The following is a 19,789-nucleotide window of genomic DNA, read 5'->3' as shown; positions in this document are numbered from 1 at the left end:
CGACCCGACGCCACTACGTCACCACGTCTCCCCGAACGGCCTCAGGTCGAGTTCGAAGGTCCAGGCCGAGCGCGCCTGGCGAGTGAGGAACCAGACACTGTCTGCCACCGCGTCGGGGCTGAGGAAAAAATCATCCGGCTTGTCAGGCATCGCCTCCCGGGTGCGCGGCAGGTCCACCACCCCGTCGATGACCACATAGGCGACATGAATGTTCTCGGGGCCGAGTTGGCGAGCGAGGGACTGGGCGAGGCTGCGCTGCCCCGCCTTGGCGGAGGCGAAGGGGGCGGTGGCGGCTCGGCCACGCAGGGCCGCCGAGGCCCCGGTGATGACGAGGCAGGCCTGGTCATGTTCGCGAAGTTGTCCCAGGGCGGCCTGGACGGTGGCCAGCAGGCCGTAGCAATTGATCCGCCAGCTGTCCTCGAATTCCTGCAGCGTCACCTGCTCGGCGCTCTTGAAGATCCCGCCGCCGGCATTGAAGAGCAACACCGAGACCGCCCCGAGTTCCTCGCGAACCTGCTTGAAGACCGCGTGGGCCCGTTCCCCCTCGGTGGCATCAAAGCGATAGGCATGACTCCCGGGAATCTCCTGCTCCCAGCCCGTCAGCCTGTCGATATCCCGCGACAGCATGGCGACGCGGTAGCCTTCCCTCGCGAAACGCCGAACCAGCGCCAGGCCATTGCCTGGACCGACACCGACGATGGCACAGACCTTGTTCATGAAGGACCTCCTCCGGACGCACCCGCCACCTCTTGTGTCACGCTCACCTGACTGGAGTGTAGTCCCGGCGTACGCGGGCCGAGAGACGAGGCACGCTCAGCGCGGCGCCTCCTCCGTGCCGATGCCGTGGCGCTTGAGCTTGGTGGCGATGGTGGTGTGGGAGACCCCCAGCCGTTTGGCGAGCTGGCGGCTGGAGGGGTGCTGGGGATAGAGGGTCGCCAGGACCCGGCGCTCCACCTCGCCGAGGATGTCGGCCAGCGAGCCGTCCAGGTCGATGCCGGCCAGTCCCGGCGCCTGGCCCACGTCGGGCAGGCGCAGGTGGGCTGGCTCGATGGTCCCGCCCTCGCACAGCGAGACCGCCTGGAAGAGCACGTTCTCGAGCTGGCGCACGTTGCCCGGCCAGTGGTAGCCGGTGAGCCGCGCCACGGCGGCCGGCGACAGGGTGGGCAGCGGGCAGCCGATCTGCCGGGCGGCGCGGTCGATGAAGTGCGCCGCGAGTTCCTCGATGCCGTCCAGGCAGTCGCGCAGGGGCGGCACCGCCAGGGTCAGGACGTTGAGCCGGTGGTAGAGATCATGGCGGAAGCGGCCCTCCGCGCACAGCGTCGGCAGGTCCTGCTGGGTGGCGCAGATCACCCGCACGTCCAGGTAGGTCTCCTCGTCGCTGCCGACCCGGCGGAAGCCGCCGTCCTGGAGGAAGCGCAGCAGCTTGACCTGCATGCGCGGGCTGGTCTCGCCCACCTCGTCGAGGAAGATGGTGCCGCCGGCGGTGAGCTCGAGGAGCCCCAGCTTGCCCTCGGGGCGGGCGCCCTCGAAGGCCCCGGGGGCATAGCCGAACAGCTCGGTCTCGGCCATCGACTCCGGCAGGCCGGCACAGTTCAGCGCCATGAAGGGCGCCTGGCCGCGGGGACTGGCCAGGTGGCAGGCCCGGGCCAGCAGCTCCTTGCCGGTGCCGGTCTCGCCCTGGATCAGCAGCGGGGCATCCAGCGGCGCCATGCGCCGGGCCTCGCGGATCAGCGCGGCGAGGCGCGGGCTGGACTGGAACAGCGACTCGAAGCCGCGCAGCTCCTGGCGCTGCACCTGATAGATGCGCTCGCCGATGCGATCGGCCCGGTGCAGGGTGACCACGGCCCCGGCCAGGGAGGCGACGTCCTCGAGGTTCTCGAGATGCAGGGGCGCGATGTCGGCCAGGAAGACGGTGTCACGCAGCTTGACCCTCAGGCCATTGACCCGGGCGTTGTTGCGGCGGATCAGCGCCGGCAGGTCGAGGTCGGGCAAGTAGCGGTCCAGGGACAGGCCCGGCACCTCGTCGACCCGGACCCCCAGCAGCTGGCCGGCGGCCCGATTGGCGGCCACCAGGTGGCCCTCCATGTCGATCGACATCACCGGGTCGGAGAGCGACGAGAGCAGGGCATCGAGCTCCAGGTGGCGTCGCTCGCTGGGCATCAGGCTGACCCGGCGCACGCCGAACACCCCGGGCACCCGCTCGAGCTCGGGCTTGAGGGTGGCCAGTTGGGCATTGAGCAGGTTGGGCACATGCAGGTAGATGGCATTGCCGTGTTCGCCCCCGACCTCGCCGTGGGCCACGTTGAGGCCGTAATCGGCGAAGTGGGCGACGATGTCGCGAAGGATGCCGATCCGGTTCTGGCAATGGAATCTCAGGCGCATGGGGCACTCGAAGAAATAAAAGTGGTCGGGGGATCAAAAGGCCGTCAGCCGGGCGTGACTCTACTGTCAAGATAACGTGACACGAGACGCCCGACAACGGCCGAGACTCCTGTCCTGGCATGCGCTCAGGGAGGGGAAGGCCTCGACCGTCAAGATTTCGTTACGACACACCCCCCTTCCCTGCGGCCTGCCCCTCGGCCCGGGCGTCCCCTCGCCTCGCCGCCGAGCCTAGACTCCGGGTATTCCCTTGAGGCCACGACAACCCCAAGCAACGCCACGGGAGACAACATGAAGGCACAGACAGGCAAGAAGACCGCCTACCAGGCCAGGATGCCGGATGCCAACGGCCATATCGCCTGGACCGACCAGGAGAATGCCACCTGGCAGACGTTGATGGAGCGCCAGGTCGAGCTGCTCCCCGGACGCGTCTGCCAGGAGTACCTGGACGGCATGGAGCGCCTGGCGCTGCCGGTGGACCACATCCCCCAGCTCGGCGACGTCGACGAGGTGCTCAGGGTCGCCACCGGCTGGGAGACCGCCCAGGTGCCGGCGCTGATCCCCTTCGACACCTTCTTCGAGCTGCTGGCCAATCGCCGCTTTCCGGTGGCCACCTTCATCCGCACGCCGGAGGAGCTGGACTACCTGCAGGAGCCGGACATCTTCCACGAGATCTTCGGCCATTGCCCGATGCTCACCAACCCGGCCTTCGCCGAGTTCACCGCCACCTACGGTCGCCTGGGGCTGTCTGCCTCGCCGAAGGATCGCGTCTACCTGGCGCGGCTCTACTGGATGACCGTGGAATTCGGCCTGGTGGACACGCCGGCGGGGCGGCGCATCTATGGCGGCGGCATCATCTCCTCGCCGAAGGAGACCCTGCACGCCCTGTCCGAGGTGCCGGTGCATGCGCCCTTCGACCCCATCGATGCCCTGCGCACGCCCTATCGCATCGATATCCTCCAGCCCCTCTACTATGTTCTGGATGGCCTGGAGACCCTGCACGAGCTGGCGGGTCGCGACATCATGGGCCTGGTGGAGAAGGCCAAGGCACTGGGGCTCTTCGAACCGCGCTTCCCGCCCAAGCCGAAGCCGGCCGAGGCCACCGCCTGACCCCCTTCACCCCCCAGGGCTATCGCAGTTGGATCTGGCGAGGGGCGCCGGGGACAGGTCGAAGAGGGGGTCCTACGCCATGGATGGCGTCGGTAGCGCCCAGGGAGGGGTTCACAGCGCCCCCTCGCAGACCTGTCGACGAATCAGCCCCGAGCGATAACGCTAACTGCGATAGCCCTGCTTCACCCGACGACCAACGATAACCAGGAGTCATCATGAGCGAGCTTTCCGAACAGCAGTGCGAAGCCTGCAGCTGGGATGCCCCCCACGTCACCGAGAGCGAGATCGAGCAGTTCCGCCGCGACATCCCCGAGTGGCAGATCGTCGAGCGCGATGGCATCATGCAGCTGGAGCGGAGCTTCACGTTCCGCAATTTCCGTCAGGCCCTCGAGTTCACCAACCGCGTCGGCGAGATCGCCGAGGACGCGGGTCACCATCCTGCCCTGCTCACCGAATGGGGCAAGGTCACCGTGACCTGGTGGTCCCACGAGATGAAGGGCCTGCACAAGAACGATTTCATCCTAGCCGCCAGAACCGACGAGGTAGCGAAGTAAATGTTCGAGCAAATTGAGCGGGTTCCCGGGGACGCCATCCTCGGGCTCATCGAGGCCTTCAAGAAGGACACCAACCCCCAGAAGGTCGATCTCGGCGTCGGCGTCTACCGTGACGCCCAGGGCAACACCCCGGTGATGCGCGCGGTCAAGGAAGCCGAGGCCCTGCTGCTCAAGAACGAGACCACCAAGACCTACATCGGCTCTCACGGCGACCCGCGCTATGGCCAGGCCATCCTGCCGCTGGTGCTGGGCGCGTCGTCGCCGGTCCTCGAGGCCGGTCGCGCCAGCGCCACCCAGTCACCGGGCGGCACCGGTGCCCTGCGCCTGGCCGCGGACTTCATCGCCACCCAGCTGCCCGGCAAGGACGTCTGGGTCAGCGACCCGACCTGGCCGAACCACCTGGGCATCTTCCCGGCGGCGGGCCTCACGCTGCGCAAGTACCCCTACGTGGATGCCGAGAACCGCCTCGATTTCGACGGCATGCTCGCGGCCCTGAAGCAGATTCCCGAAGGGGATGTGGTGCTGCTGCACGCCTGCTGCCACAACCCGACCGGCTTCGACCTGTCACGGGACCAGTGGCACCAGGTCCTCGAGGTGGTCAAGGCGCGTGGCCTGCTGCCGCTGGTCGACTTCGCCTACCAGGGCTTCGGCGAGGGCCTCGACGAGGACGCCTACGGCGTGCGCCTGCTCGCCGAGAACCTCGACGAGATGATCGTCACCAGCTCCTGCTCCAAGAACTTCGGCATCTACTGCGAGCGGACCGGTTGTTTGATCATGGTGGCGAAGACCGCCGAGCAGATGGAGAACGTGCGCTCCCAGGTCGCCATCGTGGCCCGGGAGAACTACTCCAACCCGCCCGCCCATGGCGGTTCCATCGTCTCCGAGATCATGAACTCCGCCGAGCTCGCCGCCATCTGGCGCGAGGAACTCACCGAGATGCGTGATCGCATCAACGGGCTGCGGCGCCAGTTCGTCGAGGCCCTCCAGCCCTACGGGCTCGACGAGAAATACGCCTGCGTCGCCGAACAGCGCGGCATGTTCTCCTATACCGGCCTGACGCCGGAGCAGGTGGACCGCCTGCGTGACGAGTACGGCATCTACATGGTGCGCTCCGGCCGCGCCAACGTGGCCGGCTTCTCCGACGAGAACCTGCCCTACCTGGCCAAGGCCATCGCCGCGGTCAACTGAGCCGGCCCCGCCGCCTGCTCACACAAGACGCCCGGGTCGAGAGACCCGGGCGTCTTTTTCATGGGCTGTCGCCTGCCGCGGCGATCACCTCACGGCAGGACGGCACCTCAGTCGAGGCTGGCCTCGCCCTCGGCGGAGCCGGAGAGATCGGCCTCTGCGGCGGTGGATCCCGCCGCCTCGGCGGTGCCGGTGGCCGAGTCGAGTGACCGCTCGGCCGTGCCGGTGGCCGATTCCAGGGCCTCGCCGGCGGTCCCGGTGGCCTGCTCCATGGAGCCTGCGGCACGCTCACCGGCCTGGGCGCCCATGCCCGAGTCGGCGTTGCCCTGGGCCTCGGCGCCGAGGTCCGCCTCGGCGCTCTGCCCGGCCGCCCCCGCCTGGACGGAGGCGCCGGCCTCTGCCTGCATCCCGGCACTGCCACTGTCGGCCATGACGGCATTGGCGCCAAGCCCCGCGAGCGCGAGGGTGATACTGATTCCCAATGTCTTCAACTGCATGCTACCTCCATCGTGGAACCGCCGGGCGCACCCGGCCTGTCCTGTATTTGGGGGCCCTGTCGACCGGGCCCATCCCTGGCCCAGCGCCTTCCGTGGCAGCGGAGAACCCCTTCGGTATCGCTCGACACCCTGGAAAAGAATTGCCAAGGCTGCAGGTTAAAACGAGCGAAAGCCATGCCATCCCCAGAAAAGCGCTCCATCAACAATTAGTTATGAACGAATACACCACCACGCTGCACGGGTGACGGTCGCCTGGGCCCGCGTGACCGTCGGCATTCGACGACACTCCTTCGCGCCGGGATCTCGAATCCCTGCATGATCAACCGGTTGCAGTGTTGCCAAAGCAGAACAGCCCGCACGGGCGGGCTGCAGGATGGACCGGTCGCGGCGGTCAGGCGTAGCGCGAGACGTCGAGCCCACGCGGGTCGATGGCCGGCCGGCGAGCGTCGATCAGGTCCGAGAGCAGCTGGCCACTGCCGCAGCTCATGGTCCAGCCCAGGGTGCCATGACCGGTATTGAGCCAGAGATTGCCGTGCTTGGTGGCCCCGATGATCGGCGTGGAGTCCGGCGTCATGGGGCGCAGGCCGGTCCAGAACTCGGCCCTGGCCACGTCGCCCCCCTCGGGGAAGACATCCTTCACCACCATGCTGATGGTGGCCCGACGCTTCTCCAGCAGGCTCAGATCAAAGGAGGCCAGCTCCGCGGTCCCTCCCACGCGGATGCGGTCGTCGAAGCGCGAGATCGCCACCTTGTAGCTTTCGTCCATGACCGTGGACTGGGGGGCCCCGCCATCGTCGACCACCGGCACGGTCAGGCTGTAGCCCTTGACCGGGTAGATCGGCAGGCGAATGTCCAGGTCCTTGACCAGGAACGGCGAATAACTGCCCAGGCAGACCACGTAGGCATCGGCGGTCAGTTCCCCGGCGCTGGTGACCACGCTCTCGATGCCGGCACCGCCGCGCTTGAGACGCTGGATATCGACATTGAAGCGGAACTTGACTCCCAGGTGCTGCCGGCAATGGTCGGCCAGCCGGTTGGTGAACAGATGGCAGTCACCGGTCTGGTCATCGGGCAAGTGGAGCCCTCCGACGAACTTTCCGGGCACCCGGGCCAGCGCCGGCTCCACGGTCTTGATCGCTTCGCTGTCGAGCAGTTCGTGGCGTACGCCGCACTGGGCCAGGACCTTCATGTCCTTGGCCACCGCCTCGACCTGACTGTCGTGGCGGAACAGCTGCAGCAGGCCGCGTTGGCGATCCTCGTAGCGGATCCCCGTCTCGGCACGCAGGGCATCGATGCAGGCCCGGCTGTGCTCGGCGATACGCACCATGCGCTCCTTGTTGACGGCATAGTGCTCGGCATTGCAGTTGGCGAACATCTTCATCATGAAGCGCGCCATGGTCGGGTCCATCCTGGGCTGGATCTTGAGCGGGGCGTGTTCCTGGAACATCCACTTCATGGCCTTCTGGGGGATACCCGGCGCCGCCCAGGGCGAGGAGAAGCCGAAGGATACCTGGCCGGCATTGCCGTAGCTCGTCTCCATGGCCGGTGACGGCTGTCGATCCACCACCGTGACCTCATGGCCCCGGCGGGCCAGGTAGTAGGCGCTGGTGACGCCCACCACGCCGCTGCCAAGAATCAGTACCTTCATGCGCTTCCCTCACCTTCTCGTTGTCACCTGCGGGAACGACATGGCCCGGGCGGGGCCCCCCGGACCGAATGAGGGAGAGAGTATAGGATGGAAAATGCAGGTTAATATTCTGTTTTTCCTCCTATATATGAATATAAAAACCAATTATGTTAAATTATTCAGTCTTATCATTCTTATATAGAGCATAACAAAGTCTTTTCAACTGCCATGAACTGGACTGCGCCGGGGGCTCGCCAGAATGCGCCGCAGCAGCTGCCAGGCCGCGAGCCCCGCCAGCAGGTTGCCGATGGCAGCCCCCAGCGCCAGGCCGCTCACCCCGGCCACCCAGGCCCCGACCCACAGGCACGGCAGGTAGAACACGAACAGCCGTGCCGCGGACATCAGCATGGCCCTGAGCGGCCAGCCGAGTGCGTTGCCGGCCGAGACCACCAGCATGCACACGCCCAGGGCGGCGTAGCTCGGCAACAGGAAGCGAATCAGGATCGCCAGTTCGTCCCGCACCTCCGGATTGCCCGACAGGGTCTCGGCGACCCAGGGCGAGGCCAGCGCCAGAACCACCCCCAGCAGCAGCTGCCAGGCCACCACCACGCGCAGCGCCAGGCGCATCAGGCGTTGTACCTGCTCCCAGTCACCGGCGCCGTAACAGCGCCCGAGCCACGGCGGCAGCGACATGGTCATGGCCAGTACCACCATCAGCGAGAGGGTCTCCAGGCGGCTGGCGAGCCCCCAGGCCGCCACCTCGGCCTCGCCCAGCCGCGCCACCACCGCGATCGCCAGCATGGCGGCAAGCGGGGGCATCAACTGGCTGACCATGGCCGGGCCGGCGATGCCGGCAAAGGGACGAAGTGACGCACGGGCCTCCGTCAACAGCCCCGCGCCGGCCAGCCAGCGGGTCCCTCGCAGGCGGGCGCCCATCACGACCAGTCCCGCCCCGAAGGCCAGCACCGTGGCCCAGGCCGCCCCGGGCAGGCCCAGGCCCGGCCAGTCACCGAGGCCGAAGATCAGCAGGGGGTCCAGCGCCAGGTTGACCAGGCTGGTCAGCACCATCAGCGACCCCGGGAGTCGGGTGTTGCCATGGGCACGGAAGAGGCTGTAGCCGAAATAGAGCGCCGCGCCCAACCAGGCGGCCAGGAGTTGGGGGGCCCAGTAGTCGCGGATCAGGGCCAGCGATGCCGTGTCGGCCCCCAGCCGGCGGAAGACCGGACCCTGGGTCAGCCAGAGCGCCAGCACCATCAGCGCGATCACCGCCGTGCCGGCCAGCAGCACCAGGCTGCCCAGGCGCCGCGCCCTCCCCGCCTCTCCGGCGCCCAGGGCACGGGATACCAGGGCGGCAATGGCAATACCCATGCCCACCTGAACGCCGATGATCAGGAACGACAGCGGGAAGGTGAAGGACTGGGCCGCCAGTGGCCGGGTGCCCAGCCGGGCGACGAAGGCACTGTCCACCAGTTGGAACCCCAGCAGGGCCATCACGCCGATGGCCATGGGCCAGGTCTGACGCCACAGCGTCAGCCCCAGCGACGACGAGGGGGGCGAGGGATGACTCACAGGGACTCCGGGTCGAAACGTGAGCTGGGCATTCTACGCCATCCCGTGAAGACTCTCAGTCGGCCCTCCCCTGATGGGCGGTCACCCGCCCCAAGAGCAGGCGCTCGATGTCCGGCGCCGGCATGGGGCGATAGAAGTAATAGCCTTGCACCAGGTCACAGTGCATCTCGCGGATCAGGGTCAGCTGCTCGGCGGTCTCCACCCCCTCGGCGACCACCTCGAGCCCCAGGCGATGACCGATGAACACCGCCGCCTCCATGATGGCGCGATCCTCTGGTTGCTTGGGGGCATCATGCACGAAGGTGCGATCGATCTTCAGTGCCGTCAGCGGAAAGTGCTTGAGATAGCTCAACGAGGAGTAGCCGGTACCGAAGTCATCGATGGCGATCCGCACGCCGCGATGATAGAGACGCCGCAGCCCCTCCAGGATCTGGTGGTCGGCATCGATCAACACGTTCTCGGTCAGCTCGATGCCGATATCGCCCGGCGCCAGGCCATGGGCCTGCAGACACGCCTCGAAGCGCTCCAGGATATCCGGCCGGGTGAGTTGGGAGCCCGAGACATTGATATCGATGCGCGAGACGAGGCATCCCGCGGCACGCCAGGCCGCCTGCTGACGACAGGCCTCCTCGACCACCCAGTCCCCGAGGCGGTGAATCAAGCCCGACTGCTCCGCCAGGGGAATGAATTCCGCGGGCGACACCGCGGCCCCCTCCGCCGGCAGCCAGCGCAACAGCGCCTCGACATTCTCGATGCGCCCGCTGACGGCCGAGACCTGAGGCTGGTACCACAGGCTCAGCTCGTCCCGATCGAGGGCCTTCTCCAGCCGCTCCATCAGGTCAAGCTGATAGACAAGTTCATCGTGCAAGCGCTGGTGGAAGAACTGCAGTCCGCCACGCCCCGCGAGCTTGGCGTGGTTCTTGGCGACGTCGGCGTTACGGATCAGGTCGCGGGCCGCGGTCCCGTTCTCGGGAAACAGGCTGATCCCCAGGCTGGCCGTCACCATGCGCTCGCCGCCCTCGAGGGTGAAGGGCCGCTGAAAGACGCCTCTCACCTTGCGCACCAGGCGCAGGACATCGTCGTGAAACTCGATCCCCGGGAACGCCAGCACGAACTCATCGCTCGAGACCCGGGACATCAGGTCCGTCGCGCGTTGCTCATGGCGCAACCGATGCGCCAGCTCCACCAGCAGCTGATCCCCCTGGGCATACCCCAAGGCATCGTTGATCTCGACGAAGCGGTCGATGTCGAGGTAGAGCAACGCCGCGCCGATGCCCCGCCGCCGACATTCCTCGAGCAGGGCATCCAGCTCGATCTCGAAGGTCCGGCGGTTGGGAAACTGAGTCAGGCTGTCGAAGCGGGTCGCGAAGGCCAGTTCGCGATGGGCCCGCTTCTGGTCCGAGAGATCCACATCGACGCAGAACATCAGCGGAGACTCGGTATGCTGCCCCAGCATCACGTGGTGCGAGAACACCGGGACCAGATCGCCGCTGCGATGCAGCAGCTCGAGCTCCCCCGCCGGAATCTCCTGCCCCTCCTGGATCCAGGCCCGATGGGCCCGGATCACGGCCTCGCGCATGGGGGGCGGAATGATCAGGTCCTCCAGCAGTCGCCCTTCCGCCTCCTCCGCCCGATAGCCATAGAGTCGCGTGCTGGCCTCGTTCCAGTAGATGACCCGCCGGTCCCGGTCGTAACCCTGCACGGCCACCTTGGGCAGGCTCTCCAGCAGGGCACGAAAGCGCTGCTCGCTCTCCTGGTACTGGCGACGCACCTGCTCGATCTCGTCATGGCGCAGCTGGCGAGGCCGAAACACCGTGGCGCGACACTTCCGCCACAGCATACGCATCCGCCGCCTGAAGGGGCATGACACCTCGCGGGTCATGATACTGACCTCTCTATCTCGACGCTGCCGACGATCCTCATGATACCGAACCCCATGGAATAGGATTTTTATACTTCACATGACATGACGATTCTCGTACCTCCCTTAAGTTTATATGCCAGAAAACTCATAAATTTTTCTCATTTTAAGGGCTGAAGGCCGTTTTTTCCTTTACGCGAGCCTTATTGTTTACTTTTGTAACCTTACTTTTCCTCTAGTAAATGCATCTCAGGAAAACGACGTACCTGCGGTCACCACTACAGGCAAAAACAGGAGAAGAAGGATGAAACTCGAGAGTCTCAAGTATGGCTACCAGCCCAGCTCCCTGCTCGTCAGTTCCCTTTCCAGCTACTGGCCCGCGGGGGTCACGGATGACCTGGCACGCCAGGACTGGGCCTTGACCGACGTGCGTGAGCAGTTGGACCTGGGCGCGTGGCAGGCCGCCACCACCGACCTGCCTCGCGATCCTTATGTCAATCGACGCTGGAAGCGCATGTCCTGGCTGGCGCTGGACGAGGATGGCGAGATGAAGGAAATGGGCCCCTGCCCCATGGCCCAGGGCGGCGCCTTCAATGATGCCGCGAGCATGGCCGACCGGCTGCGCTACTATGCGCCGTTGACCGAGGCCTTCATGGCCCGCGCTGACGTCAAGAGCTTCGTCAAGGCCTGGGCGCGGCTGTGGGGGCTCCAGGCCAACGAGCCGATCCTGATGCAGATCACCGGCGTCCGGGGGGAAGGCCAGGTGGATCCCCTTCAGGGACAGGGCATTCATGCCGACGGCTGCAAGGCCCTGAGCATCATGGTGGTGAGACGGGAGAACCTGGCCGGCGGCGAGAACCATCTCTATGTCGACAAGGCCGGGAGCCGGCGGCTCGCCGACTTGTCCCTCGCCCCGGGTGACGTGCTTCACCTGCGCGACGACAAGCTCTTTCACAGCGTGGACGCTATCACCCAGCAGGATCCCCGCGTGCCGTTCGAACGGTTCATCGTGATCATCAACTCACGCTTCGTCGACCCCTTCCAGAACCGTATCCTGCGCCGGCATTTCCCCGAGGCCATCCTCCACGACGCGGGTCGTTGAGGTCCCCGGAGCCGGCCCTGTCAACCTGGCCTGATGGCCAGGCATGAAAAAAACACCCCGGGCCGCTGGCCGGGGGTGTTCTGGTTCGGACAGAAACGCCGGGGCGTGACGCTTACTGGCGAATACCCTCGAAGGTCACGTAGAGCTCGAGTTCCTGCATCGGCTCGGGGAAGCTGGACATGTCGATACCGTAGTCGGCCAGGGTCAGGGTCGTCGAGCCCTCGAAGCCGGCCCGGTAGTTGCCCCAGGGGTCCTCGCCCTCGCCCAGCAGGGTCACCGGCATCTCGATGGCCCGGGTCTCCCCGTGCAGGGTCAGCTCGCCGCTCAGCACGCCCTGGTTCTCGCCGGTGGCCTCGAAACCGGTGGAGGTGAAGCTGGCGGTCGGGTATTCCGCGATGTCGAGGAAGTCGTCGCTCTTGATGTGCTTGTCGCGCTCCGCGTGATTGGTGGTCAGGCTCGCCACGTCCACCTCGAGGTTGGCGGAAGAGGCCGCGAGATCGTCCGGGTCATAGCTGAACTGGCCGGAGAAGTCCTCGAAGCTGCCCAGGATATAGGAAAAGCCGAGGTGGCTGATCTTGAACTGGATGAAGGCATGCTGGCCCTCTTCGGTATCGATCACGTAGTCGGCGGCCTGGGCCTGGGCAAACGGCACGAGGGCGGTGGTGGCCAGGATGGCCGCCAGGGTGTTCTTCTTGAACATCGCTGTCTCCTTGGGGGTGACTCAGGGGGGTGGCGTCCCGCCACGACGGGCATGACGCGGATGCAGCATGCGGACCAGAGTATCGTGGCGATCCCGGGAATGGTGCTTGAGGGCGGCCAGGGCATGGCCCGCGGCCAGGCCCATCATGGCCAGGGCGCCGTACCAGTGGACGGTGCCGGCCAGGGACGCCTGGTTGGGCAGGTCGCTGACCAGCGCCGGCACCGTGAACCAGCCGAAGACGCTGATGCCGTCGCCCTCGGCGGTGGAAATCAGGTAGCCGCTGATCGGCACCAGCAGCATCAGCGCGTAGAGCGCCACGTGCCCCAGGTGCGCGGCGAGGCGTTCCCGACGGGGGCCGGGCAGCGCCGGCGCCGGCTGGGGGAGCCGCCAGGCCAGCCGCGCCAGGGTCGCGGCCAGCAGCAGCATGCCCACCGAGCGGTGCCACCAGGGCGCCAGGTTGTACCAGCCGTCGTAGTAGTCGAGCCCGGTCATCCACCAGCCCAGCACGAAGAGGCCGACGAGGGCCAGCGCACTCAGCCAGTGCAGCAGGATGCTGACCAGCCCCCAGCCGGAAGTCGAGTTACGCCACATGAGCGACTCCTGATCATCGCGAATCGAGACGACAGGCTACCCGACCGGACCGGCCGAATCCGCTGAAAAAAGATGAAAGTTTCGTTCGGAATTTCCACATGCCGCCCGGACGGACGGCATGCGAAGAAGGAGGATCAGGTCAGCGCGTCGATCCCGCGGGCCAGGTCCGCCTGGATGTCGGCGATATCCTCGAGGCCGACGGCCACGCGGATCAGCCCCTCGCGGATGCCGGCGGCGGCCTTCTGGTCGTCGGAGAGACGACCGTGGGTGGTGGTCCCGGGATGGGTGATGGTGCTCTTCACGTCGCCCAGGTTGCCGGTGATCGACAGCAGCCGGGTCGCATCGATCACCGACCAGGCGCCCTCGCGGCCCCCCTTGACCTCGACGCCGAGCACGGCGCCGAAGTCGCGCTGCTGGCGCGCCGCCAGGGCGTGCTGGGGATGGCTGGCCAGGCCGCTGTAGTGGACCCGCTCCACCGCCGGGTGGACCTCGAGCCATTCGGCCAGCTGGCGGGCATTGGTGCAATGGGCCTTCATCCGCAGACCGAGGGTCTCCAGGCCCTTGGTGAAGATCCAGGCGTTGAACGGGCTCAGGCAGGGCCCGCAGGTGCGCACCACGCCGTACAGCTCCTCGAGCAGCTTGTCGGGCCCCACCACGGCGCCCCCCACCGCACGCCCCTGGCCATCCAGATACTTGGTCGCGGAATGGATCACCAGGTCCGCCCCCAGGGCCAGCGGCTGCTGCAGGGCCGGGGTCAGGAAGCAGTTGTCGATGGCCAGCCAGGCCCCATGGCGACGGGCGATCTCGGCCAACGCCGCGATATCGACCACCTCGGACAGCGGATTCGACGGGGTCTCGGCGAACATCAGCCTGGTCGCCGGCGTCACCGCCGCCTCCCAGGCCTCGAGGTTCGAGAGCTCCACATAGCGGATGGTGATGCCCAACTTGCTCAGATACTTGTCGAACAGGCTCACGGTGGTGCCGAACAGCGACCGCGAGGCGACGATCTCGTCGCCGGCCTGCAGCAACGCCAGTGCCGTGGCCAGGATCGCCGACATCCCGGAGCTGGTGGCCACGCAACGCTCGCCGCCTTCCAGGGCGGCCAGACGCTGCTCGAAGGTGCGCACCGTGGGATTGGTGAACCGTGAATAGATGTTGCCCGGCTCCTTGCCGCCGAACTTGCGCGCCGCCTCTGCGGCACTCTCGTAGACGAAGCTCGAGGTCGGGAAGATCGGCTCGCCGTGCTCCTGCTCGCCGGTCCGCTGGTGCCCGGTGCGGATCGCCCGAGTGTCGAGGCCCCAGGCGTCCGCCGGATTGGATTCGTCGTGCATGGGACCTCCCTCAGTCGATGTCGTCTTCCTGGTTGTGCATGCCCACCAGGGCATGGTCACCGGTGTTCTGCTCCTTGGCCGCGTCGCTGCGGGACGCCTCGAGATCGGCCAGGTAGCTGTCGTCGATGTCGCCGGTGATGTAGCGGCCGTCGAACACCGAGCAGTCGAAGGCGTCCAGGGCCGGGTTGACCTCGCGACAGGCGTCCTGGAGATCCTCCAGGTCCTGGTAGATCATGCGATCGGCGCCGATCAGCTCGCCCACCTCGGCCTCGCTGCGGCCATGGGCGATCAGCTCGGCGGCCGCCGGCATGTCGATGCCGTAGACATTCGGATAGCGAACGGGCGGCGCCGCCGAGGCGAAGTAGACGTTGTTGGCCCCGGCCTCCCGGGCCATCTGGATGATCTGCCGGCAGGTCGTGCCGCGCACGATGGAATCGTCCACCAGCAGCACGTTCTTGCCCTTGAACTCGATGTCGATGGCGTTGAGCTTCTGGCGCACCGACTTCTTGCGCTGGGTCTGGCCGGGCATGATGAAGGTCCGCCCGATGTAGCGGTTCTTCATGAAGCCTTCCCGGAAGGTCACGCCGAGGTGCTGGGCGAGCTCCAGGGCCGAGGTCCGGGAGGTGTCGGGGATCGGGATGACCACGTCGATATCGTGGTCCGGCCATTCGGCCTTGATGCGATCGCCGAGCTTGCGACCCATCTGCATGCGCGTGCCGTAGACATAGGCGCCGTCGAGGATCGAGTCCGGGCGCGCCAGGTAGACATGCTCGAAGATGCAGGGGGCGAGTCGCGGGGCGTCGGCACAGGACTGGGTATGCAGTTGGCCGTCCATGTCGACGAACAGCGCTTCGCCGGGCGCCAGGTCGCGGTGCAGCTCGAAGCCGCCGACGTCGAGGGCCACCGACTCGGAGGCGATCATCACCTCCTGGCCGTCGCCCTCGTCACGGGTGCCGAAGACCACCGGGCGGATGCCGTTGGGATCCCGGAAGGCCACCATGCCGACGCCGTTGATGATCGCCACCGCGGCGTAGCCGCCACGGCAGCGACGATGCACGCGGCGCACGGCATCGAAGATATCGCCCGGCTCCAGGTGCAGGCCCTGCTTGCCCAGCTCATGGGCGAAGACGTTGAGCAGCACCTCGGAGTCGGAGCTGGTGTTGATGTGGCGCAGGTCGGAGGAGAACAGCTCCTGCTTGAGCTGCTCGGAATTGGTCAGGTTGCCGTTGTGGGCCAGGCTGATGCCGTACGGCGAGTTGACGTAGAACGGCTGGGACTCCGCCTCGCTGGAGGACCCCGCCGTGGGGTAGCGCACATGGCCGATGCCCAGGTGGCCCTTGAGACGCGCCATGTGGCGGGTGTGGAAGACGTCACGCACCAGGCCGTTGCTCTTGCGCAGCAGGAAGCGCCCCTCGTTCCAGGTCATCATGCCGGCGGCATCCTGGCCTCGATGCTGAAGCACCGTCAGGGCATCATAGATCCCCTGGTTCACCGCCTGCTTGGCCATCAGGCCCACGATACCGCACATTACACCTTACCTCGCTCGCCTAGGGTGGGACGGCATCGACAGGCCGCCCCGTGTTTCATCAATGTCAGGGGGAGGCGACCCCGGCCTCGTCCGCTTCCGTCGCCGGTCGCGAGGCGGAGCGCGGGAGGTCGCCCAGAGACGGCGCCGACTCGGGCAGGCGATCCTCCCAGACCGCCAGTCGGCTTACCGCCCAGTCTCTCATCTGTTCGAGGCTCGGGCGCAGCGTGGCCTGCTGCCAGGCCTGGAGCTGCACCAGCGGCGTCAGGCTGATCACGATGGTGACCAGCACCAGGATCGCCGCGCCCTTGGCCGCCCCGAAGGCGGCCCCGGTGACCCGGTTGAGCAGCCCCATGCCGACCCACTCGATGGCGGCATGCATCAGCCGGATGATCACGCCACAGGCCAGGATGACGGCGAAGACCACCAGCACGAAGGCCAGCACCAGGCGGCCGTCGGGGCTGTCGATGACGCCGGACAGCAGCTCGGCCACCGGCTCGGCCAGCCAGCGCGCCGCCAGCAGGGCGACGATCCACGACGCCAGCCCGAGCGCCTCGCGCACCAGGCCTCGCAGGAAGCCGGCCAGGGTGGTCACCGTCAGCAGGCCGATGAACAGCCAGTCCAGCCAGGTCAGCGTCATGGCGCCTTCACCAGCAGGCCCTGCAGGTTCAGGCTGGCCTTGAGCTGGCCCATCACGTCCTCGGCCACCTCGGAGCTGCCATAGGGGCCCACATAGACGCTGGTCAGGTCGTCGCCCCGTGGCCGCCGGTAGGCCGGGTAGCCCTGCTCGGTCAGCCGCGTCTCGAGGCGCTCGGCGTTGCCCGGCTCGCCGAAGCTGCCCACCTGGACGGCCCATTCGCCGCCGGGTGCGGGGGAAGCCGGCTCGCTGTCGGACGCGTCGCCGCCGGATGCCTCGCCGCCAGCCAGCCGCTCGTCGGCGGCGCGGGCCAGGTCGGCGATGGGATCGGACGAGGTCTCCTGCTCGGCCGCCGGCTCCGGGGCATCGGCCGCGGCGACGGGCTCGGGTTCGGGCTCGGGCTCAGGCTCGGAGGCATTCGACGCCGTGTCTTCCTGCGGGGCGGGCGGGGTCGGCTCGCGGGACGCCGTGGCCTCGTCGCTCGCCGTGTCGCGCCCGGCCTCCGGGGTCTCCTGCAGGCTCTCGGGCGGCTGCGGATCCGCCAGGTCGCGACGCTGGACCTCCACCGGCTGCTCGATGGTCAGCACCGGCTCGGGGCGATCCTCCCGGGGGGCCGGGTCGTCGAACAACAGCGGGACGAAGATCACCGCCAGGGCGATCAGGATCAGCGCACCACTGACCCGCTCACGCATACCGTATTTCATGTCGCTCCCTCACTGGGCCTGTCATCCGTTGCAGTCTGCGCCCGGGACGCCCAGGCCGCCAGCACGGCGCCCACGGTGAAGAAGGAACCGCAGACCAGCACCCGATCCTCGGGCTCGAGGCGCGCTTCCAGCCAGTCCGCCCCCTGCCCCGGCGACGCGGCGCGATGCCATACCGTCTGGCCCAGGGCCTCGAGATGGCCGGCCAGGGCGTCGGCGCTGCGGGCCCGGTCGCCGTCCAGGCCGACCGGCACCCAGGCGTCGATCACCGGCGCCAGGGTGCGGATCACGCCATCGGCATCCTTGTCGCCCAGCATGCCGAGCAGGGCGATGGTGCGCCCCCGGCAGGGTCGCTCGGCCAGGCGACCGGCCAGGTAGCCGGCGGCATGGGGATTGTGGCCGACGTCCAGGCACCACTGGCCCCGCCACTGCATGCGACCGGGCAGCGTCACCGACGCCAGGCCCTGGCGGCAGGCGGCCTCGTCCAACGCGACGCCGGCCAGCGCCAGGGCCTGCAGGGCGGTGGCGGCATTGTCCAGGGGCAGGCCCGGATCGGGCAGCGCCGCCAGTCGACGCGCTCGCCCCGCGGCGTCATGCCCCCGCCAGGTCCAGTCGGGCTCGACGGCCAGGCGCTGGAAGGCCTCGCCCAGGGCATGCACCGGCGCCCCCAGCGCAGCCGCGGTGGCACGCACGCTCGTCGGCAGCGCGGTGCTGCCGAGGACCGCGGGGCGCCCCGGGCGCATGATGCCGGCCTTTTCCCGACCGATGCCCTCGAGATCGTCGCCGAGAAAGGCCGCATGGTCCTGGGCGATGGTGGTGACCACGGCCACGTCGGCATCGAGGATGTTGACCGCGTCCAGGCGCCCGCCGAGGCCGACCTCGAGGATCGCCAGGTCCGGGCCCCGCGCCGCGATGGCATGCAGTGCGCCCAGGGTGCCCGCCTCGAAATAGGTCAGGCTGACCGGGTCGCCGTCATGCCGGGCGGCGTCGACCGCCTCGAAGCCCGCCACCAGGCAGTCGTCATCCGCCTCCTGGCCGTCCAGGCGGACGCGCTCGTTGTAGCGCAGCAGGTGGGGCGAGGTGTAGGTCGCCGTGGTCCGGCCATGGGCCCGGGCCAGCGACTCGAGCATGGCCACGGTGGACCCCTTGCCGTTGGTGCCGGCCACGGTGATCACGCGCCCGGCGACGGGCGCGTCCAGCAGGCCCATGCGGCGCGCGACCTCGGCCACCCGTTCGAGGCCGAGGTCGATATCCACCGGATGCGCCGCTTCCAGCCGTGCCAGCCAGGCCTCGAGCGGGGAAAGGGAAGCGTCGTGCATGGGCTCCTGGCTCAGCGGCCGGCGTCGGGGCGCTGCTCGTCGCCCGTCGGCTCTGGCGTCTCCACCGGCTCGGCGGCGTCCGCCGCGACCGGCGCCTCCTCGCCCTGGGCCTCCGCCTGCTCCGCCGCATCCACCAGGTCGGGCTCAACCGCCGGCGCGGGCTCGGCCAGGCCGGTGGTCGGCTGATGGGTCAGCTTGCGCAGCACCCCGCCGAGGCGGGCCCGGATCTCCTGGCGAGGGACGATCATGTCCACGGTGCCGTGCTCGAGCAGGAACTCGCTGCGCTGGAAGCCCTCGGGCAGCTGTTCGCGGACCGTCTGCTCGATGACCCGGGGCCCGGCGAAGCCGATCAGGGCATTGGGCTCGGCCACGTTGAGGTCGCCGAGCAGGGCCAGCGACGCCGAGACCCCGCCGAACACCGGGTCGGTGAGCACCGAGATATAGGGCACGCCGGCCTGCTTGAGCTTCTCCAGGGCGGCCGAGGTCTTGGCCATCTGCATCAGCGAGAACAGCGCCTCCTGCATCCGCGCCCCGCCGGAGGCGGAGAAGCAGATCAGCGGGATGCCCTCGTCGTGAGCCAGGGTGGCGGCACGCACGAACTTCTCGCCCACCACGGCGCCCATGGACCCGCCCATGAAGGTGAACTCGAAGGCCACGGCCACCACCGGCAGCCCCTCCAGGGTGCCACGCATGGCGACCAAGGCATCCTTCTCGCCGGTGGCCTTCTGGGCCGCCGCCAGGCGGTCCTTGTACTTCTTGGAGTCCCGGAACTTGAGGCGATCGCTGGGCTCGAGGTCGGCGGCGACTTCCTCGCGGCCGTCCTTGTCCAGGAACCAGTCCAGCCGCTTGCGGGCGGTGAGGCGCAGGTGGTGATCGCACTTGGGACAAACGTTGTGGTGCTTCTCCAGCTCGGGCAGGTAGAGCACCGCCTCGCACTTGGGACACTTGCGCCACAGGCCGTCGGGCACGCTCGCGCGACGCTCCTTGCGCTGAATGCGGCCCACCGAGGGCACGATCTTGTCTAGCCAGCTCATGTCAGAAACGCTTCCATCTATGCTGTCGCCCCCGGCGAGCCGGGGGCGGAATCGAATCGGTCGGCGC

General features: G+C 67.8%; 18 protein-coding genes. 4 read left to right on the top strand and 14 right to left on the bottom strand.

The features are described from left to right. Positions 1–18: 18 nt before the first annotated feature. Together FHR97_RS02260 and FHR97_RS02255 are read right to left on the bottom strand one after the other, a co-directional pair. Positions 19–717, bottom strand: a complete 699-nt coding sequence (locus FHR97_RS02260) for an SDR family NAD(P)-dependent oxidoreductase (RefSeq protein ID WP_183382133.1) — start codon at positions 715–717, stop codon at positions 19–21. A 96-nt stretch (positions 718–813) separates the two neighbouring features. Continuing rightward, entirely contained in the window at positions 814–2,382 is a 1,569-nt protein-coding gene (locus tag FHR97_RS02255; RefSeq protein WP_183382132.1) for a sigma-54-dependent transcriptional regulator, read from the bottom strand. A gap of 288 nt (positions 2,383–2,670) precedes the next feature. On the opposite strand from FHR97_RS02255, the gene phhA reads away from it, so the two are divergent. The 3 genes from phhA to FHR97_RS02240 all read left to right on the top strand — a co-directional run bounded on the left by phhA (position 2,671) and on the right by FHR97_RS02240 (position 5,231). Further along, positions 2,671–3,489 carry a phenylalanine 4-monooxygenase gene (gene phhA, locus FHR97_RS02250; protein WP_183382131.1) on the top strand — a complete coding sequence of 273 codons (819 nt, stop codon included), beginning with the start codon at positions 2,671–2,673 and terminating at the stop codon, positions 3,487–3,489. A gap of 215 nt (positions 3,490–3,704) precedes the next feature. Next, a complete protein-coding gene (locus FHR97_RS02245) occupies positions 3,705–4,043 on the top strand; it encodes a 4a-hydroxytetrahydrobiopterin dehydratase (protein ID WP_183382130.1) in 339 nt (112 codons plus the stop codon). Continuing rightward, on the top strand, positions 4,044–5,231 hold the full coding sequence (locus FHR97_RS02240; protein WP_183382129.1) for an amino acid aminotransferase: 1,188 nt from the start codon (positions 4,044–4,046) through the stop codon (positions 5,229–5,231). 107 nt (positions 5,232–5,338) lie between these two features. On the opposite strand, the gene FHR97_RS02235 is transcribed toward FHR97_RS02240, so the two are convergent. The 4 genes from FHR97_RS02235 to FHR97_RS02220 all read right to left on the bottom strand — a co-directional run bounded on the left by FHR97_RS02235 (position 5,339) and on the right by FHR97_RS02220 (position 10,761). Then, a complete protein-coding gene (locus FHR97_RS02235) occupies positions 5,339–5,725 on the bottom strand; it encodes a hypothetical protein (protein WP_183382128.1) in 387 nt (128 codons plus the stop codon). 391 nt (positions 5,726–6,116) lie between these two features. Further along, complete coding sequence (locus FHR97_RS02230; RefSeq protein ID WP_183382127.1) at positions 6,117–7,373, bottom strand: D-amino acid dehydrogenase; 1,257 nt, start codon at positions 7,371–7,373, stop codon at positions 6,117–6,119. 198 nt (positions 7,374–7,571) lie between these two features. After that, positions 7,572–8,858, bottom strand: coding sequence for an MATE family efflux transporter (locus FHR97_RS02225; RefSeq protein ID WP_183382479.1), 1,287 nt, complete (start codon positions 8,856–8,858; stop codon positions 7,572–7,574). A 118-nt stretch (positions 8,859–8,976) separates the two neighbouring features. Then, positions 8,977–10,761, bottom strand: coding sequence for a putative bifunctional diguanylate cyclase/phosphodiesterase (locus FHR97_RS02220; RefSeq protein WP_246403674.1), 1,785 nt, complete (start codon positions 10,759–10,761; stop codon positions 8,977–8,979). Between the two features lie 325 nt (positions 10,762–11,086). Here FHR97_RS02220 and FHR97_RS02215 point away from each other — a divergent pair, with 325 nt between their 5' ends. Then, complete coding sequence (locus tag FHR97_RS02215; RefSeq protein WP_183382126.1) at positions 11,087–11,884, top strand: 2OG-Fe dioxygenase family protein; 798 nt, start codon at positions 11,087–11,089, stop codon at positions 11,882–11,884. Between the two features lie 112 nt (positions 11,885–11,996). Here the strand turns inward: FHR97_RS02215 and FHR97_RS02210 are convergent, their stop codons facing one another. The 8 genes from FHR97_RS02210 to accD form a co-directional block, all read right to left on the bottom strand. Next, positions 11,997–12,584 carry a YceI family protein gene (locus tag FHR97_RS02210; protein WP_183382125.1) on the bottom strand — a complete coding sequence of 196 codons (588 nt, stop codon included), beginning with the start codon at positions 12,582–12,584 and terminating at the stop codon, positions 11,997–11,999. A 21-nt stretch (positions 12,585–12,605) separates the two neighbouring features. Further along, on the bottom strand, positions 12,606–13,175 hold the full coding sequence (locus FHR97_RS02205; protein WP_183382124.1) for a cytochrome b: 570 nt from the start codon (positions 13,173–13,175) through the stop codon (positions 12,606–12,608). A gap of 134 nt (positions 13,176–13,309) precedes the next feature. Then, positions 13,310–14,506 carry an O-succinylhomoserine sulfhydrylase gene (locus FHR97_RS02200; protein ID WP_183382123.1) on the bottom strand — a complete coding sequence of 399 codons (1,197 nt, stop codon included), beginning with the start codon at positions 14,504–14,506 and terminating at the stop codon, positions 13,310–13,312. A 10-nt stretch (positions 14,507–14,516) separates the two neighbouring features. Continuing rightward, the gene (purF, locus tag FHR97_RS02195; protein ID WP_183382122.1) at positions 14,517–16,034 is read right to left on the bottom strand and encodes an amidophosphoribosyltransferase; all 1,518 of its coding nucleotides are present in this window, start codon (positions 16,032–16,034) and stop codon (positions 14,517–14,519) included. A gap of 64 nt (positions 16,035–16,098) precedes the next feature. Further along, positions 16,099–16,671, bottom strand: coding sequence for a CvpA family protein (locus FHR97_RS02190; RefSeq protein WP_183382121.1), 573 nt, complete (start codon positions 16,669–16,671; stop codon positions 16,099–16,101). Continuing rightward, positions 16,668–17,372 carry an SPOR domain-containing protein gene (locus FHR97_RS02185; protein ID WP_183382120.1) on the bottom strand — a complete coding sequence of 235 codons (705 nt, stop codon included), beginning with the start codon at positions 17,370–17,372 and terminating at the stop codon, positions 16,668–16,670. The genes FHR97_RS02190 and FHR97_RS02185 overlap by 4 nt, the downstream gene beginning before the upstream one ends. Continuing rightward, positions 17,369–18,688: a bifunctional tetrahydrofolate synthase/dihydrofolate synthase gene (gene folC, locus FHR97_RS02180; RefSeq protein WP_183382119.1), complete on the bottom strand. Its 1,320-nt coding sequence runs from the start codon at positions 18,686–18,688 to the stop codon at positions 17,369–17,371. The genes FHR97_RS02185 and folC overlap by 4 nt, the downstream gene beginning before the upstream one ends. Before the next feature lie 11 nt (positions 18,689–18,699). Next, positions 18,700–19,722 (bottom strand): acetyl-CoA carboxylase, carboxyltransferase subunit beta, encoded by a 1,023-nt coding sequence (gene accD, locus FHR97_RS02175; protein WP_183382118.1) that lies wholly within the window; start codon positions 19,720–19,722, stop codon positions 18,700–18,702. Positions 19,723–19,789: the final 67 nt, after the last annotated feature.

The sequence above is a fragment of the Halomonas stenophila genome (genome assembly GCF_014192275.1).
Classification (GTDB): Bacteria; Pseudomonadota; Gammaproteobacteria; order Pseudomonadales; family Halomonadaceae; genus Halomonas; species Halomonas stenophila.
Note: the sequence above shows the minus strand (reverse complement) of the source record. Positions and strands in the feature narration are given on the sequence as shown.

Bases quoted from the DNA above. Each gene is read 5' to 3' on its own strand.
- FHR97_RS02190 (WP_183382121.1), bottom strand. From the start codon at position 16,671: ATGACGCTGACCTGGCTGGACTGGCTGTTCATCGGCCTGCTGACGGTG.
- FHR97_RS02245 (WP_183382130.1), top strand. From the start codon at position 3,705: ATGAGCGAGCTTTCCGAACAGCAGTGCGAAGCCTGCAGCTGGGATGCC.
- folC (WP_183382119.1), bottom strand. From the start codon at position 18,688: ATGCACGACGCTTCCCTTTCCCCGCTCGAGGCCTGGCTGGCACGGCTG.
- FHR97_RS02215 (WP_183382126.1), top strand. From the start codon at position 11,087: ATGAAACTCGAGAGTCTCAAGTATGGCTACCAGCCCAGCTCCCTGCTC.
- FHR97_RS02200 (WP_183382123.1), bottom strand. From the start codon at position 14,506: ATGCACGACGAATCCAATCCGGCGGACGCCTGGGGCCTCGACACTCGG.
- FHR97_RS02255 (WP_183382132.1), bottom strand. From the start codon at position 2,382: ATGCGCCTGAGATTCCATTGCCAGAACCGGATCGGCATCCTTCGCGAC.
- FHR97_RS02240 (WP_183382129.1), top strand. From the start codon at position 4,044: ATGTTCGAGCAAATTGAGCGGGTTCCCGGGGACGCCATCCTCGGGCTC.
- phhA (WP_183382131.1), top strand. From the start codon at position 2,671: ATGAAGGCACAGACAGGCAAGAAGACCGCCTACCAGGCCAGGATGCCG.
- FHR97_RS02220 (WP_246403674.1), bottom strand. From the start codon at position 10,761: ATGCTGTGGCGGAAGTGTCGCGCCACGGTGTTTCGGCCTCGCCAGCTG.
- FHR97_RS02225 (WP_183382479.1), bottom strand. From the start codon at position 8,858: ATGGCCATCGGCGTGATGGCCCTGCTGGGGTTCCAACTGGTGGACAGT.
- FHR97_RS02235 (WP_183382128.1), bottom strand. From the start codon at position 5,725: ATGCAGTTGAAGACATTGGGAATCAGTATCACCCTCGCGCTCGCGGGG.
- FHR97_RS02210 (WP_183382125.1), bottom strand. From the start codon at position 12,584: ATGTTCAAGAAGAACACCCTGGCGGCCATCCTGGCCACCACCGCCCTC.
- accD (WP_183382118.1), bottom strand. From the start codon at position 19,722: ATGAGCTGGCTAGACAAGATCGTGCCCTCGGTGGGCCGCATTCAGCGC.
- FHR97_RS02230 (WP_183382127.1), bottom strand. From the start codon at position 7,373: ATGAAGGTACTGATTCTTGGCAGCGGCGTGGTGGGCGTCACCAGCGCC.
- FHR97_RS02205 (WP_183382124.1), bottom strand. From the start codon at position 13,175: ATGTGGCGTAACTCGACTTCCGGCTGGGGGCTGGTCAGCATCCTGCTG.
- purF (WP_183382122.1), bottom strand. From the start codon at position 16,034: ATGTGCGGTATCGTGGGCCTGATGGCCAAGCAGGCGGTGAACCAGGGG.
- FHR97_RS02260 (WP_183382133.1), bottom strand. From the start codon at position 717: ATGAACAAGGTCTGTGCCATCGTCGGTGTCGGTCCAGGCAATGGCCTG.
- FHR97_RS02185 (WP_183382120.1), bottom strand. From the start codon at position 17,372: ATGAAATACGGTATGCGTGAGCGGGTCAGTGGTGCGCTGATCCTGATC.